This is a genomic window from Sneathiella sp. HT1-7, from assembly GCF_020731145.1.
Classification (GTDB): Bacteria; Pseudomonadota; Alphaproteobacteria; order Sneathiellales; family Sneathiellaceae; genus Sneathiella.
This window is the reverse complement of sequence record NZ_JAJFZN010000001.1, coordinates 754,957-772,027: the sequence shown is the minus strand read 5'-3', so window position 1 is coordinate 772,027 and position 17,071 is coordinate 754,957. Positions and strand designations below refer to the sequence as shown.

Here is a 17,071-nt window from a genome sequence, read left to right as displayed (position 1 = left end):
GCGCCATGACACAATCATTCCTTTTCGATAGGCGCGTTAATTCTCTCGCCGGAACGGCAACCCTCGCGGGCGAGATCGCCAGTCTGTTGAAGCCCGGCGATATTATTGCCCTTGGCGGTACGCTGGGTTCAGGAAAGACAGCTTTTGCCCGGGCGTTGGTGCGGCATCTTGCGGAGGAAGACATCGACGTACCGAGTCCGACATATAATCTTCTACTGACCTATGATTTCGATGATTTCTGTCTCTATCACTATGACCTTTATCGCCTTGAAAGCCCGGAAGAGGCATTTGAGCTGGATATTGACGAGGCATTTGATACAGGCGTTTCCCTAATCGAATGGCCAGACCGGCTCGGCAAGTATCTGCCTGAAGATCATCTGCTGATCGAGATAAAAGCTGAGGAAGGAGCCGACGAAGAAGCGCGGATTTTTGGCTTTTATGGCGGGGATGACTGGCGCCGTCGCCTCACAAAACTGGCGGAGGCGCATAATGCGTGAGACGGCGCTTTACGCCTTTTTGAAACGCAATGGCGTTGAGGACGCGCCGCGTCATCCGCTTGCCGGGGATGCGTCTTCCCGCCGTTATGAACGGATTGAGGTGGGCGAAAAGTCTCTGATCTTGATGGATGCACCGCCGCCCGAGGACGTTACCCGCTTCACCGAAATTTCTAAAACGCTGATCGGGCGCGGATACAGCGCGCCTGAAATTCAGGCGGAGGATACCGCTGAGGGATTTTTGCTTCTGGAGGATCTGGGGGATGATCTGTTCGCACGGCTTTTTGAAGCGGGTGAGGCGGAGAAGCCGCTTTACTGTCTTGCCGTCGATTTTCTGGTTGATCTCGCGAAAACTCCTCCGCCCGAGTTTCTACCGGTGTTTTCCGATGATTACCTGCGGGCGCAGAATGAGATGTTTCTTGATTTTTATGTGCCTGAAAAACTTGACGGACCGCTCTCCGATGAACCGCGCGAATTTTACCGAGAAATTTGGGAAAATATGCTCCCCAGAATGCGCATGGGGCCGAATGTGATGTTACTCCGGGATTTTCACTCAGAAAACCTGTTGTATTTAAAAGACCGGAAGGGGCTCAAAGCTCTGGGGCTTCTTGATTTTCAGGATGCGCTGAAAGGACCTGCGGCCTATGACCTTGTCTCCCTTTTGCAGGATGCCCGGCGGGATGTGGATGAGACATTGGCCGCGGAGATGATTTATCACTATCTCGATGAAACCGGCGTGGAGGAGGCGGCATTTCTTGAATCCTACGCCATTTTGGGCGCGCATCGGGCGCTTCGGATTATGGGCATTTTCTGCCGCCTTGCGAAGGTGGAGGGGAAAACGCGATATCTTGATATGATCCCCCGGATGCAGCAGCACCTTGCTGGGAATTTAGCGCATCCGGGCCTCGCGGCGCTTCGCAACTGGCTCCAATTGACTATCGGCGAGGGGAAATCGTGACGGATTTACCCAATCTTCCGGATATGCGCGTGATGATTCTGTCGGCCGGGCTCGGCACCCGCCTTCGCCCGATTACAGATGTTACGCCGAAACCGCTGGTAAAGGTCGCAGGGCAGGCACTGATCGATTATTGCTTTGACCTTTTGCGCTGCGCCGGCATTCGCTCCGTTGTGGTGAACAAGCATCATCTGGCCGGACAGATATCCGAATATGTTGGCGCGGTTACCGATTTGGAAATCGCTGTCTCCGATGAAACGGCCGTGCTGCTTGAGACGGGCGGCGGGGTCAAAAAAGCATTGCCGCTTCTGGGGGCCAGCCCGTTCTTCGTTCTAAATTCCGATGTTATTGTTCTAGATTCGGGCGCGAGCTCGCTGCTTAAAATGCATGATTTGTGGGACAGTGAAAAAATGGATGCATTATTGTTGTTGCATCCGGTGGAAACGGCCGTCGGATATGCGGGAAAAGGCGATTTTCATCTGGGTTCGGATGGTCGGCTGACCCGCCGCACGCAAGGGGAAGGCGCGCCCTATCTCTTTACAGGAGTTCAGATTTTGAACCCGGTGCTTTTCGACGATACGCCCGACGGGGCCTTTTCCCTTAACCTACTTTATGACAAGGCACTTGCGAACGGACGGCTTTATGGTCTCCTGCATGAAGGCCACTGGTTGCATGTGGGTACGCCCGATGCTGTTATCGAGGCGGGTGAAAAGATCGAAGCGCTACGATGACGGAGATTAGGAAATCTCCGCAGGTTCTCAATATTCCGCCGGAATATTCCTTTGTAGATGTTCTGGCGAGAGAATTATTGCGGCGTCACGGCGCCAATGGTCAATCCCTTAGTGAAATTACTATTCTGACGACCACGCGGCGCGCGGCGCGCGCATTGCAAAGCGCGTTCCTGCGGGAGACGGCGGGCAAACCCCTAATGCTTCCGCGCATGCGCCCCATCGGTGACGTGGAAGAAGATGAGTTGCTGCTTGAAAGCGATATCGGCATCGGCGGGGCAGGTGAAAAGCTGCTGTCCCTGCCTCCTGCGATTGACCCTTTACGGCGTCAGCTGCTCTTGAGTCGTCTGATCCAAGCGCGTGGCGATCATGCAGGCGGGATCGCGGAGGCGGCGGGCCTTGCCTCAGCGCTCGCCCGTTTTCTTGATCAGGTACAAACGGAAGGGTTGGATCTTGCGGATCTTAAGAAACTGGTCCCGGCTGAATATGCCACCCATTGGCAGGTCACGCTTGAATTCCTTGAAATCCTCAGCCTGAACTGGCCCGCGATCCTTGCCGCGGAAGGCGCAATCGATCCGGCACTGCGGCGGGACTTGCTGCTCCGGGCGCAGGTTGAACATTGGCAGGAAAACCCGCCTACAGCGCCGGTTTATGCAGTGGGCTCCACCGGTTCCATACCGGCGACGGCGCTTTTGCTCAAAACCGTGGCCGAGCTGCCAAATGGAACTGTTATCCTGCCCGGGCTGGATCGCCATCTGGATGCGGAAAGTTGGCAGGTTTTGCGCCGTGATCCGACCCATCCGCAGCACGGCCTCTCCCTGCTTTTGGATAAGTTTGGTATCTCGCGGGAGGAGGTTGAAGATCTCATCGATGCGGAATTCCTCTCCTCCCCCTCGGCGCGCTCGGCATTGCTCGCAGAAGCGCTGCGACCCGCCGCGACCAGTGATCAATGGCAGCAGGCAGCGACTCCCGAAGAGACCGCTCTTGATGGTATCCGGCAGCTCGACTGTCTGGACGCTCAAGGAGAGGCACAATCCATTGCCCTTCTGATGCGCGAAGCGCTGGAAACGGATGGCAAAACGGCCGTCTTAATCACCCCGGATCGCGATCTTTCCCGACGGGTGGGGGCGGAATTGCGCCGCTGGAACATTGATGTGGACGACAGCGCGGGTATCAGCCTCGATCAATCGCCGCCCGGCGTCTTTCTGCGCCTGCTTGCCCGACTGATCGAAAGCGAGGCGGAACCGGTCGCGTTGCTCGCTGCGCTCAAGCATCCGCTCGCGTCCGGGGGCATCGCGCCGGAAATATTTCGCCGCCATGTCCGCGCATTGGAACTGGCTACGTTGCGCGGACCGCGTCCGGCCTCCGGTTTTGAGGGTATCGCAAGAGCGCTTTCCATGAGCGAGGCAGAGGAAAGTGTCAAACACTGGTTTCAGGATCTGACAAATCTTGCTGCTCCGCTTGAGGAAATGATCAGATATGGCGAAGTTGATTTTGCAGAGTTCCTGAAGTTCTTTATTAAATTCGCGGAAAATCTCTCAACCCCGGCGGAGACGGAAAGCTCAGCGCTCTGGCGCGGTAATTTCGGGGATGCCGCGGCGTCTTTTCTGTCGGAACTCATGCGTGCCGCTGATGTGATCGATGCGTTTGATCCGACAAGTTGGCCCGAGCTTCTCGACAACTTGATGCGCGGGCGCATGGTCCGCCCGCAATATGGCCTGCACCCGCGCCTGCAGATTTGGGGTCCGATAGAAGGGCGGCTTGGGCGCGCCGATCTGGTAATTCTGGGCGGGCTGAATGAGGGAAGCTGGCCCCCTGACGCCGGAAATGATCCCTGGATGAGTCGGCCGATGCGGGAAAAATTCGGCCTCCCCCTGCCGGAACAGAAGATTGGACTTTCTGCTCATGACTTTCAGCAGGCCTTTGGTGCCGCCGAAGTGGTAATGACGCGCGCGGCGAAAATCGATGGCACGCCGACAGTTCCCTCCCGCTGGCTGCTTCGGCTGGAAACTTTTCTGAAGAAGTTTGATCTGACGCTGGATACAGACGGCGCACGATCAGTTTTTGATTGGCAACAACAGCTCGACCAACCTATGGAAGTACAACCGGTTCTCGCGCCCCGTCCCACACCGCCGGTTGATGCGCGTCCGCGCCGTCTCTCGGTGACACGGATCGAGAAATGGATCAAGGACCCTTACTCCATCTTCGCTGAACAGATCCTGAAGCTTTCTCCACTCGATGACATTTCAACTGATCCGTCAGCGGCCGATAAGGGCACGTTTATTCATGCCGCGCTGGAGGAGTTTATCAACTATTACCCGGTGCAGCTTCCCCCTGATGCCCGTGAAAAGCTTCTGGATTTTGGTCGGGCGGCTTTCGGTGATGTGCTGTCCTATCCAGCCGTCTGGGCGTTCTGGTGGCCACGGTTCGAGCGGGTTGCCGACTGGTTTGTTGATTTCGAGACGGCACGACGCAAGAAGTTTCGAACGTTGGAAACAGAGGTTAAGGGGCAGATAGATATCCCCGCGCCCCATGCGAAATTCGTTTTGAGCGGGACCGCTGACCGGATTGATATATTGGAGGCAGAGGGCACGCTCTCCATTCTTGACTATAAAACGGGTGCGCCGCCTTCGATCACCGAAGTGGAGACCGGCGTTGCGCCGCAGCTCGCGCTGGAGGCGGCGATGCTGGCCAGGGGTGGTTTCACAAAGATTACCCCCGCTCCGGTCGAGGAGCTTGCCTATGTCCGGTTAAGCGGTGGTGATCCGGCGGGTGAATTCCGTACCGCGGGGGGCAAGAAAACGCCACCGCCGGAAACGCTGGCGGAAGAGGCTTATGAAGGGCTGCTGCGCCTTATCGCGCAGTTCGACCGGCAGGCGACGCCATATTTAAGTTGTCCGCGCCCGGACCTGCCTTATCGCTTCAATGACTATGAGCATCTCGCCCGGGTCAAGGAATGGTCGAGCGGGGAGGATGCGGAATGAGCTTAACTGACCTTGTTGACAATGGCATAGCGCGGCAGAAACAGGCGGCCGATCCGGATAAGTCGGTTTGGGTTTCTGCATCCGCCGGGTCGGGCAAGACACGGGTGTTGGTGGAGCGGAGCTTGCGGCTGATGCTGGCGGGTACGCCCCCCGAAAAAATACTCTGTATTACCTTCACCAAGGCAGCGGCGGCGGAAATGGCAAACCGGCTGAATGCCACGCTCGGCAGTTGGTCGGTGATGGACGATGCCCGCCTTGCCGAAAGCCTCTATGATCTAATGGGCCGGCCTGCAACAGACGGCGAGGCAATCTGGGCACGGCGACTGTTTGCAAGCGTGTTGGATGCGCCGGGCGGTTTGAAAATACAGACCATCCATTCTTTCTGCGAATCCGTCCTTGGTCGGTTTCCGCTGGAGGCGCGGTTGTCACCCAATTTCGAAGTGATGGATGAGCGAAGCGCCGGGGAAATCATGCAGATTGCCCGCGATGAGACATTGCTCGAATGCCAGCAACCAGAAAATGCCGCTCTCGGTGCGGCTTTGCGGCTGTTGAGTGAAAAGGTCAATGAAGAGGGGTTTTCCAAGCTTCTAAAAGATCTCGGGGGTAAGCGCAGTCAACTACTGCGCCTGCGCGCGGAGTATGGCGGGCCCAACGGGGTGATCAGGGCGCTGGCGGGCAGGATCGGTATCGATCCGGAGTTGACGGAAGAGCATATCATCGCCCGCGCTTGCCGGGAGACAACCTTTGACGGTCCTGCGCTTCGACGCGCGGTGGACCGCCTGCTGATGGGCACTGTTTCAGATGTTAAGAAAGCAGAAAAGATGGCGCCATGGCTCCTCCAGCCTGATCGACGTACTGCGCTTTTTGACGAATACGTCTCTGCATTTTTTACGAATGATGGGAAAATCTTTTCTAAGCTTGCGACCAAAGCTGTCGTTGACGCCATGCCCGAAATCCTTGATGTCATGCTCGAAGAGGCAGAGCGGCTTCAAAAGGTGCTGGAGACGGTCCGGAAGGCGCGGGTTCTGACCTCAACATCTGCCCTGATCCGGCTGGGCCTCGCGCTGATTGACCGATATGAAGCGGAAAAAACCCATCGTGGGCGGCTCGATTATGATGACCTCATTTTAAAAACCCGCGATTTACTGACCGGTGACGGCGTCGCGCCCTGGGTTATGTATAAGCTGGACGGCGGCATAGAGCATATCCTCGTCGATGAGGCGCAGGATACGAGTGCGGCGCAATGGCAGGTCATCGCCGCGCTGGCGGAGGAGTTTTTCTCCGGCGATGGCGCGGTCCCCACCGAACGAACGCTCTTCGTTGTGGGCGATGAAAAACAGTCGATTTATTCGTTTCAGGGGGCGGACCCCGCTACATTTGATGTGATGCGCCGCCAGTTCGAAGAACGTGCTCGCGCGGCGAAGAAAGACTGGCGGAATGTCCCGCTCGATCTTTCCTTCCGCTCAACGGAGAGTGTTCTCGATCTAGTGGATCGGGTATTTGAGGCGGAAGAAGCACGCAAAGGACTGACCGCGTCGGGCGATATGGTCAAGCATCTGGTTCGCCGTGCAGGCGCGGCGGGGCTTGTGGAAATCTGGCCAACAGTAAAGCCACCGGAAATCGATGCGGCCGATCCCTGGGAAATGCCGATGGCGCAGAACCTCGACCAGAATCCTGCGGCGGAACTTGCCAAGAATATTGCTTTGCAGATTAAAGCCTGGCTCGACACCGGAGAAATATTGAGCGCGACCGGACGCGCAATCGCGCCTAAGGATATAATGATCCTCGTTCAGAGCCGGAATGTCTTCTTTGGACATGTGGTGCGGGCGCTTAAAACGGCGGAAATTCCTGTTGCGGGTACTGACCGGATGGTGCTGACAGAACAGCTTGCGGTGATGGACCTGCTGGCGCTCGCGCGTTTTGTGCTGCTTCCCGAAGATGACCTCAATCTCGCTGTGATCCTGAAAAGCCCCTTCGTGGGTTGTGATGACAACCAGCTTTTCGAGCTTGCCTATGGCCGCAAAGGCAGTCTGTGGCGCGCTCTTCGCGATAACAAAACGGGCTTGCCCTTGTTTGATCAGGCACGGACATTCCTCAGTGAGTTGCTGGCACGCGCGGATTTTGTGCCCGTTTATGAATTCTTCGCCGATATTCTCGGCCGCCTTGGCGGACGAAAGAAACTGCTTGGCCGTCTCGGTCAGGAGGCAGCAGACCCGATTGAGGAGTTTCTCTCCCTCGCGCTTAATTTCCAACGGACGGAGGCGAGTTCCCTACAGAGCTTTCTGCATTGGATCGACGCGGGCGCGTCAGAGGTTAAACGCGATATGGAGCAGGGCCGCAATGAGGTGCGTGTGCTGACTGTGCATGGATCAAAGGGATTGCAGGCACCGATTGTCTTTCTACCCGATACTTGCCAAGGCACACGCGCACAGCCCGCAATCTTCTGGACGGAGGAGGAGGCGCCTTTTCCGCTTTGGCCGGTGAAGACGGACAATGACGATGCGTTGACCGCGCGCATGCGGGAACTTTCGAAAGAGCGGCAGCTCGAAGAGAAAAAGCGGCTCCTCTATGTTGCGCTCACCCGGGCCGAGGATCGTCTCTATATCTGCGGTTGGGAAGGTAAGAAAAAAAGACCCGCCGATTGCTGGTATGAGTTGATCGATCCGGCTTTCGGCGAAGGGGTTGAAGAAGTAAAACTGCCTTGGGGCGAGGTGGCGCGCCGCTGGTCGAGCGGGACAGTAACGGAAAGAGCGGAAACGACTGAGGTGGTACCGATTCCACTGGCGCCACTCCCAGAATGGATTTCGCGACCTGCGCCAGACGAACCAAGCCCACCCCGACCGCTCGTACCGTCGCGCGATGAGGATGAGACGATGGCGTCTTCCCCGCTCGGGCTGGATGACGGTCGGCGGTTCCATCGGGGTCTTCTTGTGCATAGGCTACTGGAAACTTTGCCGTCAATTGATCTGGCCGCGCGGGAGCGGGCGGCGAAAGCCTGGCTTTCACGCCCGATCCACGGATTGGATGAGGATCGTCAGGCGGAAATCCTGCAAGAAACCCTCGCTGTGATCAATGATCCTGATTTTTCCGCAATATTTGGACCGGGTAGTCAGGCGGAAGTCCCCATCAGCGGCGTGATCGAGGGGCGGGTTCTCTCTGGGCAGATTGACCGGCTGTTGATCGGCGATGAGGAAATTCTTGTCATCGATTACAAGACAAATCGCCCGTCACCTCAGGAAATCAGCGCGGTTCCTGCCTTATATATAAGGCAGATGTCCCTCTATCGCCGCGCACTTAGCGGGATGTATCCCGGAAAAGCGGTGAAATGTGCGCTTCTCTGGACGGAGGGACCGCACCTCATGGAACTGCCGGATGCGCTTTTGTGATCAAGGTTACTTGACGTTGCAATAGGCGATACGTAATTATAGAGACAAGAAGTTTCCGCCGGGGTGCCGGAGAGCTTTTAATTTTTTGCCTGAAATGAGGATACTATGACCACTACGAAAGTCACCGACGCTTCTTTTAAAGAAGATGTCCTAGATAGTTCCGGCCTGGTGTTGGTCGATTTCTGGGCCGAATGGTGCGGTCCTTGTAAACAGATTGCCCCGGCCCTTGACGAAATCTCCCAGGAAATGGGCGGCGATTTGAAGATTGCCAAAGTCAATATCGATGAAAACCCGAATACACCGACAAAATATGGTGTGCGCGGTATTCCGACTCTGATGCTGTTCAAGGACGGCCAGATCGCCGCGACGAAAGTCGGCGCCTCTCCAAAAAGCGCCATTGAAGACTGGATCAAGTCAGCAGGCTGATTGGAAAAATCAGAACTAAAAAAGGCGGGCTTTCGGGCCCGCTTTTTTCTTGAAATAGAAGGAAAGCCGGATGGCCAAGCTGATCAGTAATAATCTCTCTCTAGAATATGAAACCTTTGGGGTGCCATCCGATCCGACGGTAATTTTGATTGCCGGGCTTGGGTTTCAGCTGATTGACTGGCCGAACGCCTTTTGCAAGGCGATTGCTGCAGAAAACTTCCAGGTCATCCGTTTTGATAACCGGGATATCGGCCTCTCCCAGAAACTTGATGAAAAGGGCCTGCCCGATATGGCGGGTATCATGCAGCAGCTCCAGGCAGGGAACGCGCCCACGGTTCCTTATCATCTGAGCGATATGGCGGCCGATCTTGCCGGAATGATGGACGGCCTCGGGATTGACAATGCACATATTGTTGGCATGTCGATGGGGGGTATGATCGCGCAGTTGATGGCAATTTTTTACCCTGAAAGACTTCGCTCTCTCACCTCCATCATGTCATCGAGCGGAAACCGCCACCTGCCACCGTCCACACCGGCGGCGACCTCCGTTCTGATGTCTGCCCCGGCAAGCCAGAGTGTGGAGGATGTGGTGGCGTTCGGGCTTGAGGTCAATGATGTGATTGGCAGTCCGGGTTATCGTTGGGATCGAGAAGAGTTAAAGAGGCATATCCGCGCCTGTGTCACACGCAGCTATGCTCCTGCCGGGTATTTGCGGCAATATGCGGCGGTCTTGGCCTCTAACCCGCGGGTGTCGGAACTCCCTGGCGTCACGGCGCCAACCTTGGTTATTCATGGAAAAGACGATCCGCTCATCCCTTACGCTGCCGGGGAAGATACGGCGCGGTTGATCCCGGGTGCGAAGCTGGAGCTGGTCGATGGCATGGGGCATGACCTGTCGCCCGCGCTCTGTAAACATTTGGCCGGGCTTCTCATCCCGCACCTGACCGCTAACCGTTAGTCCCTAACGGAAAGCGGGTTCATCAAAGCTGCGCAGTTTGCGTGAATGGAGACTTTCCACGCCCTGCCGTCGAAGCTGTTGCAGGGTATCGATGCCGATATGCAGATGCTTCGATGTGCGCCCTTCGTAGAATTTGTTGGCCATGCCTGGCAGCTTGATCTCTCCATGGATCGGCTTGTCCGACACGCAGAGGAGCGTCCCGTAGGGCACACGGAAGCGGAAACCGTTGGCGGCGATTGTTGCGCTTTCCATGTCTACCGCGATGGCACGTGTCTGATTGAAGCGGATGGCAAGTTCCTTGTGCCGCAGCTCCCAATCCCGGTCGTCGGTGGTGTAGACGGTCCCAGTCCTGAAATGCTCTTTGATATCCGCGGCACCGGTAGTAACATCAGCGGCGCGTGCGACCGCTTCGGTTAGCGCGACCTGAATCTCGGCGATGGCGGGCAGCGGAACGGAGGGGTGTATATCCTCATCCAGCACGTGATCTTCGCGCACATAGGCATGGGCGAGCACGAAATCGCCAAGCCGCTGCGTATGGCGCAGGCCACCGCAATGCCCTACCATTAGCCAGCAATGTGGTCGAAGCACTGCAATATGATCGGTAATCGTTTTTGCATTGGACGGCCCGACACCGATATTGACCAGCGTGATCCCCATATGCTTCTCCCCCAGCAGATGATAGGCGGGCATCTGCGGCAGATGGTTTGGCGCGGTGCCTGTCGGGGAGGCATCCGTCAGATTTGGGTTTGGCGTCACGACATTACCCGGCTCCACAAAGGCACGGTATTCCTCCCCTTCAAGGATCTGTTTCTTGCCATATTCGACGAACTCATCGACATAACGCTGGTAGTTGGTGAACAGCACAAATCGTTGAAAATGCTCCGGTATCGTACCGGTATAATGGGCAAGCCGCGCAAGCGAATAATCCACTCGCTCTGCTGTGAATAGTGCGAGGGGGCGGGGCTGCCCGTCCAAGGGGACATAGGTTCCGTTGGCGATACTGTCATTAATATTGGCGAGGTCAGGCATAGTGAAAATCGACTGCAGCGCAGGCATGTCATTGGCCGAGACATTAGACGACGCCGCCTCGATCACAAAAGGAAGCGGCATAGGCCGGTCACTGAGGCCGACGTAGACCGGTCGCTGATGATTTTTCAGGATGAGCCGGATCTGCTCCTTGTAATAACTTTCGAAAAGCTCTGGCTGTGTTATCGTTGTGCCAAAGGTACCCGCCGCGTCAATCTTGCCATATGAGCGTTTGCCGCTGCGATTGATATCGGAGGATTCAACACTCAGGCCGAGATAGGGATAATAGGCGGGGTCTGCGGGACTGGATTTATCCCCGGCCTCAAACGCGCTGAAGCGGGTTTTCACCTTAGTGATGTTTTCTTCATATAGCGCGGTGATCCGCTCAAAAGCTGCATTTTCGTCGGTGAATTCCTGAAGCTCTGTTATGTTCCCATGCGACGAACCCGCGCCCATCAGTAATTCACTCATATAACTCTTCCTTTTGCGATGAACGGCCCCTATGACAGTTCCTTAATTTATATCTTTGTCTTCGTTGTTATTTTACCATTAAAATATGACGAGGAAAATAGAGGATAACGGACTTTGGCTACGGTAACGCTGGCCCCGATGGAAGGGGTCGTTGATGTCTATATGCGCGATATACTAACGCGGATCGGCGGGTTCGATCTGTGCGTGTCGGAATTTGTGCGCGTGAGCCAGCATCTTTATCCCGCTTCCGTCTTTTATACGCTCTGCCCAGAGTTGAAGCAGGGCGGTAAAACCGTGGCGGGGGTTCCGGTTCATGTACAGATAATGGGCGGGGAAGCTCATGTCATGGCGGAGAACGCGGCCTTTGCAGCCGAGCTTGGCGCACCGGGAGTTGATATCAATTTTGGCTGTCCCGCCAAAACCGTGAACCGCCATGATGCCGGGGCGACGCTTCTGCAATGGCCGGAACGGCTTCATGAGATTGTCTCTGCCGTGCGCCGCGCAGTGCCGGAAAACATACCGGTCAGCGCCAAGATGCGCCTTGGCTTTTCTGAAAAAACCCTCGCTATGGAGAATGCTGTTGCCATCGCGGAGGCCGGTGCTTGCAAGCTAACTATTCATGCGCGCACGAAGATGGAAGGATACCGCCCGCCCGCTCATTGGGAATATCTGCGCCCGATTGCAGAGCGGCTTGATATTCCTGTTGTCGCCAATGGGGAAGTTTGGACGCCGGAGGACTATGCTCTCTGCCGGGAGGCAAGCGGCTGCGCTGATGTGATGATCGGTCGCGGTGTGATTGCCCGCCCGAGCCTTGGACGTGAGATTGCGGCTTCGCGCAGTTCTTCTGTTATGGGGAATGCCTTTAACTGGTCACAAATCCTGGGCATACTTGCTGAATATCACGATCTTATCGAGGGGATGGCCAATCCACCGCGGCAGGCGGGACGGCTAAAACAATGGATAAAGCTGCTGGCGCGCAGCTATGGGGAGGCCGGGGTGCTGTTTACGCGCATTCGCCGGCTTGAGGATCCGCAGGATATTCTGGCGGAAGTCATTGCAACGAAGGAACGCGCGCTGGACGCTGCGTGAAGGAAAAAATGCTTGAGGGGGATATGAAGGATGCGGAGCGCCGCATCTGCGCGCGCGGGATACGGGGTTTTGCCGTTGTTATGGCGGCGATGTTGTTGATTACCAGCTGTGTCATACCGCCGCCGCCCATTCCGTCGCTTCATGAGGCGCTGCTTCAGGATACCGGCTTCCAACTTGGCGATAAGGATATTAAGGGCGGCATTGAACACGCGGAATGCGCAGCAGAAAGCCGCTATGACGGTCCGACAGGACCGGTTCTCGTGCTGGTGTGCGTTGCGTCTCATGGCAGCAATGGAGACCGTATTCGTTACCGTGTTAGCTATACACCGCCGGAAGCCGGACACCGTGTGTGGAAAATCGATGCTTCCCTCCCTGGTGCGACTTATCAGCAGCTTGGTATTCCAAAAGCACTTAATGAAAAATACGGCCCGGGCCGCAAGGTGAAGACAACTGGTACATGGCGCTGGAATCTCGACGCGGCACATCTTGAACTGCGCGAAGATCAATATGGAGTACATTTCATGCTATGGGACCGCAGCCTGAGGCAAAGTTAGAGGTTTACGCAGCGGCGGCGATAGCGAAAAATCAATGCCACAAAGGCAATACCGGCAAGGACACCGGATAAATTTGCAACAATGTCCAAAAGTTCGAAGTCACGGCCTGTAAGGGGTTGCAGAAACTCAACAAGAACGCTTACGATAAAGGTGCAAGTACTGAGTATCAGTCGTTGTCGCCAGCCGCGTCCCGCATAGCAAGCAGCCAGTGCGAGGAGCGCATAAGCAGTGAAGTGCCGTATCTTGTCATTTACGAGATTTGAAAAGGATGGTTCATTGCCGGGCGGCAAAAGGGAGAGAATTACCAGGGTCAGCAGGCCCGCTCCCCAAAGGAACAAGGCAATTCGATAACTGTTTTGATTATGAATATTCGTTGTGGTCATCGGTAATATTGCGGACCTTTGATTTATGAAAAATTAACGATAAGCCATGTAAATTACTACCAAGCGATGTATGATTTGTAATATTTTCAGCGGGCGCAGTCGAGACTAGCTTTACCAACCAACTTTTACCATCGGTTTTGAAGCAGGATTTACGGGCGCCTGTTGTCGGAGAAATTTCGTTGAATAAGATTCCGGATAACGGTCTGAACAGCAAAAAAATTGCTACCGAGCATGACTCTGCATATAGTGGCGGATACCCTCTATCTTCGGGCGTCTTGTCCCCGATTTTCTCCGTACTTGATCTTTTGTGGCTATTTTTGGCCGGATTTCTCAGCCATTATTTCGTGATTGGCGGCAGTTTGTTTGCCCATGAATACTATCTGTATGCGGTTATCCTGGCGATAATCATCTTTTTCTTCCTTGGACATTATGCGCGGATCTACTCCTTTTCGACACTGCTTGCGCCGCTTACCAACCTGCCGAACCTTGCCATTGTTTGCCTCACAACCTTCATGCTGCTGCTGGCGGTGGCTTTCTCACTCAAGGTATCTGAGGAATATTCGCGGATCTGGATGTATAGTTTCGCCTTAACTTCCTTCGTTGTCATTCTGTCGTATCGGCTGATCGCTTTTATTATCATCAATTATCTGGCCAATCGGGGAGTTTGCACACGTAAAGTCGTTGTTCTTGGCGGCGGAAAGCAGACAGAACAGCTATTGCGCCAGCTCGAAAATGAAAAGCCAACGGTTAATAAGGTTGTCGGTATCTTCGACGATCGCATTGGCCGCGTCGGCCCTACGGTTGCCGGACATTCCCTCCTCGGGAATATTGAGGCACTGATAAAATTCGTCCGCGAAAACCGTGTTGACGATATCATTGTCGCACTACCGTGGAACGCGGATGAGCGTCAGATGGAAATTGTCCGTCGGCTGCGTGAACTTCCGGCTCATGTCCATTTGGTGTCTGATCTTGTCGGCTTTCGTTTTCCGCATCGGCCATCCCCTAACCATTTTGGCGGCTTGCCAATGATTGAAGTGGTGGATTCGCCGCTTTCCGGATTCAAGATTGTCGTGAAGGCACTGGAAGATCGTATTCTGGGTTCATTGGCACTCCTTCTGTTTTCCCCACTCTTGCTGGCAGTTGTTATCGCGATCAAGCTGGAGAGCAAGGGGCCGGTGTTGTTTAAGCAAAAACGCTATGGCTATAACAACAAGGTATTCGAGATCTATAAATTCCGCTCCATGTATCATGATGGCGCGGTAGGCAAAAAGACTGTCCAGGCCTCAAAAGATGATCCGCGCATAACCCGGGTTGGAAAATTTATCCGCCGGACCAGCTTGGATGAGTTGCCGCAGCTTTTCAATGTCGTCAACGGAACGATGTCGCTTGTTGGTCCGCGCCCCCATGCCGTAGATCACAACGAGGAATATTCTGAACTGATCGAAGGCTATTTCGCCCGCCATAAGGTGAAGCCGGGGATTACCGGCTGGGCGCAGGTAAAGGGATATCGCGGGGAGACGGATACGCTGGAGAAAATGGAAGCCAGGGTGAATTACGATACATATTATGTCGAGAACTGGTCGTTGTTCTTTGATCTTCAAATATTGGTCATGACGGTCTTTGTCGGTTTCGTTAATAAAAACGCCTATTGACCGTATCAATCCTTGACATTTGCCCCTTTGACGCTGAGAAAGAGGGCATGAACTGTTGGTTGTTTCCCGTATAGTTTCTCAGGCGGGAGTTTTGTCCGGGCATATTTTTTGCTGCGAAAAACGTTAAGATTTAGCGCAATGTTGCCAATTTATATCAGTTACCAACCATTCCTTAACTCTTTGAGCCTAAAAAGGCATGTGGCATTTGTTGATCGGCTCGAATGGTTGTAAAATTTTAACCATAAGGGCGACTTACAAGACGTCGACCAGAAATTAATTTGAACGATTGAATTGAAAAAATTCCGAGCAATAGAATGAGCCAAGATTTTACACTCCCCGAAGAAGAAGCTTCGCCGATCAATTTTGAGCGGATCGTTTCTGCTGCCAAGAGGCGGTTTCTGTTCTTTCTGATTCCGTTCGTTCTGGTTTTGGCCGGCGCCGTCGCGGTGATCCTGATTTTGCCGCCGCATTATAGCTCCTACGGCACTATTCTTGTCGAAACGCAGCAAATCTCACCCGATCTTATTGAATCGACCGTTAGTACCGATCCAGACCAACGTATCCGGATGATTGAACAACGGGTGATGACCCGGGAGAATCTGCTGAAAATTATCGACAAATTCAACGTCTATGGAGATGACAGAAAATTTCTGACGGTATCCGAGCTTGTCTTCAAGATGCAGGATAACATTGCGATTGATGTGATCACCTCATCTTTTTCCGGAAACAGGCGGAGGGAGACGACGATCGCTTTCTATGTCGGGTTTAGCCATGAAAATCCGCAGATTGCGACCGATGTAGCCAATGAACTGGTCACATTGTTCCTGAGTGAAAATGTGCGCACGCGGACCGAGCGGGCAACTGAAGCAACGGCTTTTCTCACCGATGAGGCTGATAAAGTTCGCCGTCAATTGACCCAGGTTGAAAGTGAAATTGTCGCCTATAAACAGAAATATAAGGACGCTCTGCCAGAGCACCTCGGCCTGCGTCAGAGCATGCTGGATAGATCGGAAGATCAAATTCGCGATCTGCGCCGTGATTTGCGCGCACTTCAAGAAGACAAACGCTATCTGGAAATTGAACTTACTTCTGCCCGGTCGGGCCTTACTGCTAGTGGCGGCGAACAGTCTGAGCTAGCGCAAAACCTCTCTACCTTGAAAGACAGCCTGTTGGATGCTTCCACACGGCTGACGGATTCACATCCAGATATTATGGCACTGAAAAAGCGTATCGCGGCCCTGGAACAGCAAGTTGAGCAGGAAGCAGCCGCTGCGCGTGCAGCGACGGCCCAGGACCAATCAGTAGCGAGCAGTGTGTATAATCCTGTCGTTGAAAAACTTCAGATTCGCATCGCGGCGACAGATGATAAAATTGCGGAAACGCGTCGTCAAATCTCGGCAGCCACTACAAAGATGAAGGAGCTTGAAGGGGTCATCCTCGAAATTCCGCAGGTTGAACGCGGCTTGACCGTTCTGGATCGGACTTATACAGATTTGCTGGATAAGTTGAACTCTCTCGAATCGAAGCAGGCACAAGCGCAACTCTCACAGAATCTTGAAGAAGAAAAGAAGGCGGAACGTTTTGTTCTGCTCGAACCGCCAGTCGTACCGACAGAGCCGGTTTCCCCGGACAGAAAGAAGATTTTGGGTATTGGTGGGTTTCTCGCGCTTGTTGTCGGAGTCGCTTGCGTCTTCCTGATCGAATTGATCGACCGGAGAATCCACAGCGCATCTGAGCTGGAAGCGGTGCTTAAGCATCCGCCTATCGTATCCATACCGTATATTCACACACGTAAAGAGAATGTGCAGAACCGGATGAAGATTTTTATGTATCTTCTTATCCCGGTTGCTCTGGTTGCCCTGTTACTCGCGGCGGTACATTATTTTTACCAGCCGTTGGACGATCTATTTTACTCGGCCTGGGTGGCTATCGATAGACTATTGGTCGCATTTTAAGAGGGGACTG

The 17,071-nt window shown here is 54.3% G+C and carries 13 protein-coding genes; 11 read left to right on the top strand and 2 right to left on the bottom strand.

The window, feature by feature from the left end:
* Window positions 1-5: 5 nt before the first annotated feature.
* The 7 genes from tsaE (at window position 6) to LKE13_RS03665 (ending at window position 9,931) form a co-directional block, all read left to right on the top strand.
* Window positions 6-497 carry a tRNA (adenosine(37)-N6)-threonylcarbamoyltransferase complex ATPase subunit type 1 TsaE gene (gene tsaE / locus LKE13_RS03695; RefSeq protein WP_227948345.1) on the top strand — a complete coding sequence of 164 codons (492 nt, stop codon included), beginning with the start codon at window positions 6-8 and terminating at the stop codon, window positions 495-497.
* Entirely contained in the window at window positions 490-1,452 is a 963-nt protein-coding gene (locus tag LKE13_RS03690) for an aminoglycoside phosphotransferase family protein (RefSeq protein WP_227948344.1), read from the top strand. The genes tsaE and LKE13_RS03690 overlap by 8 nt, the downstream gene beginning before the upstream one ends.
* The gene (locus LKE13_RS03685; protein WP_227948343.1) at window positions 1,449-2,180 is read left to right on the top strand and encodes a nucleotidyltransferase family protein; all 732 of its coding nucleotides are present in this window, start codon (window positions 1,449-1,451) and stop codon (window positions 2,178-2,180) included. Before LKE13_RS03690 ends, LKE13_RS03685 begins: the two co-directional genes overlap by 4 nt.
* Window positions 2,177-5,161 carry a double-strand break repair protein AddB gene (gene addB, locus LKE13_RS03680; protein ID WP_227948342.1) on the top strand — a complete coding sequence of 995 codons (2,985 nt, stop codon included), beginning with the start codon at window positions 2,177-2,179 and terminating at the stop codon, window positions 5,159-5,161. Before LKE13_RS03685 ends, addB begins: the two co-directional genes overlap by 4 nt.
* Window positions 5,158-8,547 (top strand): double-strand break repair helicase AddA, encoded by a 3,390-nt coding sequence (addA, locus tag LKE13_RS03675; RefSeq protein ID WP_227948341.1) that lies wholly within the window; start codon window positions 5,158-5,160, stop codon window positions 8,545-8,547. The genes addB and addA overlap by 4 nt, the downstream gene beginning before the upstream one ends.
* A gap of 105 nt (window positions 8,548-8,652) precedes the next feature.
* The gene (gene trxA, locus LKE13_RS03670) at window positions 8,653-8,973 is read left to right on the top strand and encodes a thioredoxin TrxA (RefSeq protein ID WP_227948340.1); all 321 of its coding nucleotides are present in this window, start codon (window positions 8,653-8,655) and stop codon (window positions 8,971-8,973) included.
* A gap of 70 nt (window positions 8,974-9,043) precedes the next feature.
* Window positions 9,044-9,931: an alpha/beta fold hydrolase gene (locus LKE13_RS03665; protein ID WP_227948339.1), complete on the top strand. Its 888-nt coding sequence runs from the start codon at window positions 9,044-9,046 to the stop codon at window positions 9,929-9,931.
* A 3-nt stretch (window positions 9,932-9,934) separates the two neighbouring features.
* On the opposite strand, the gene LKE13_RS03660 is transcribed toward LKE13_RS03665, so the two are convergent.
* A complete protein-coding gene (locus LKE13_RS03660) occupies window positions 9,935-11,428 on the bottom strand; it encodes an AMP nucleosidase (protein ID WP_227948338.1) in 1,494 nt (497 codons plus the stop codon).
* 138 nt (window positions 11,429-11,566) lie between these two features.
* On the opposite strand from LKE13_RS03660, the gene LKE13_RS03655 reads away from it, so the two are divergent.
* Window positions 11,567-12,517 (top strand): tRNA dihydrouridine synthase, encoded by a 951-nt coding sequence (locus LKE13_RS03655; RefSeq protein ID WP_415776494.1) that lies wholly within the window; start codon window positions 11,567-11,569, stop codon window positions 12,515-12,517.
* Entirely contained in the window at window positions 12,514-13,071 is a 558-nt protein-coding gene (locus tag LKE13_RS03650; RefSeq protein WP_227948336.1) for a hypothetical protein, read from the top strand. The genes LKE13_RS03655 and LKE13_RS03650 overlap by 4 nt, the downstream gene beginning before the upstream one ends.
* On the opposite strand, the gene LKE13_RS03645 is transcribed toward LKE13_RS03650, so the two are convergent.
* Window positions 13,068-13,454: a VanZ family protein gene (locus LKE13_RS03645; RefSeq protein ID WP_227948335.1), complete on the bottom strand. Its 387-nt coding sequence runs from the start codon at window positions 13,452-13,454 to the stop codon at window positions 13,068-13,070. The two genes, LKE13_RS03650 and LKE13_RS03645, sit on opposite strands and share 4 nt — an antisense overlap.
* 179 nt (window positions 13,455-13,633) lie before the next feature.
* On the opposite strand from LKE13_RS03645, the gene LKE13_RS03640 reads away from it, so the two are divergent.
* Entirely contained in the window at window positions 13,634-15,106 is a 1,473-nt protein-coding gene (locus LKE13_RS03640) for an undecaprenyl-phosphate glucose phosphotransferase (RefSeq protein ID WP_227948334.1), read from the top strand.
* Window positions 15,107-15,420: 314 nt separating this feature from the next.
* On the top strand, window positions 15,421-17,061 hold the full coding sequence (locus LKE13_RS03635; RefSeq protein ID WP_227948333.1) for a GumC family protein: 1,641 nt from the start codon (window positions 15,421-15,423) through the stop codon (window positions 17,059-17,061).
* Window positions 17,062-17,071 lie beyond the last annotated feature (10 nt).

What these genes read in the sequence shown, in the direction of transcription:
- tsaE (WP_227948345.1), top strand. Translation starts at nt 6, where the DNA reads ATGACACAATCATTCCTTTTCGATAGGCGCGTTAATTCTCTCGCCGGA.
- LKE13_RS03690 (WP_227948344.1), top strand. Translation starts at nt 490, where the DNA reads ATGCGTGAGACGGCGCTTTACGCCTTTTTGAAACGCAATGGCGTTGAG.
- addB (WP_227948342.1), top strand. Translation starts at nt 2,177, where the DNA reads ATGACGGAGATTAGGAAATCTCCGCAGGTTCTCAATATTCCGCCGGAA.
- addA (WP_227948341.1), top strand. Translation starts at nt 5,158, where the DNA reads ATGAGCTTAACTGACCTTGTTGACAATGGCATAGCGCGGCAGAAACAG.
- trxA (WP_227948340.1), top strand. Translation starts at nt 8,653, where the DNA reads ATGACCACTACGAAAGTCACCGACGCTTCTTTTAAAGAAGATGTCCTA.
- LKE13_RS03665 (WP_227948339.1), top strand. Translation starts at nt 9,044, where the DNA reads ATGGCCAAGCTGATCAGTAATAATCTCTCTCTAGAATATGAAACCTTT.
- LKE13_RS03660 (WP_227948338.1), bottom strand. Translation starts at nt 11,428, where the DNA reads ATGAGTGAATTACTGATGGGCGCGGGTTCGTCGCATGGGAACATAACA.
- LKE13_RS03655 (WP_415776494.1), top strand. Translation starts at nt 11,567, where the DNA reads ATGGAAGGGGTCGTTGATGTCTATATGCGCGATATACTAACGCGGATC.
- LKE13_RS03645 (WP_227948335.1), bottom strand. Translation starts at nt 13,454, where the DNA reads ATGACCACAACGAATATTCATAATCAAAACAGTTATCGAATTGCCTTG.
- LKE13_RS03635 (WP_227948333.1), top strand. Translation starts at nt 15,421, where the DNA reads ATGAGCCAAGATTTTACACTCCCCGAAGAAGAAGCTTCGCCGATCAAT.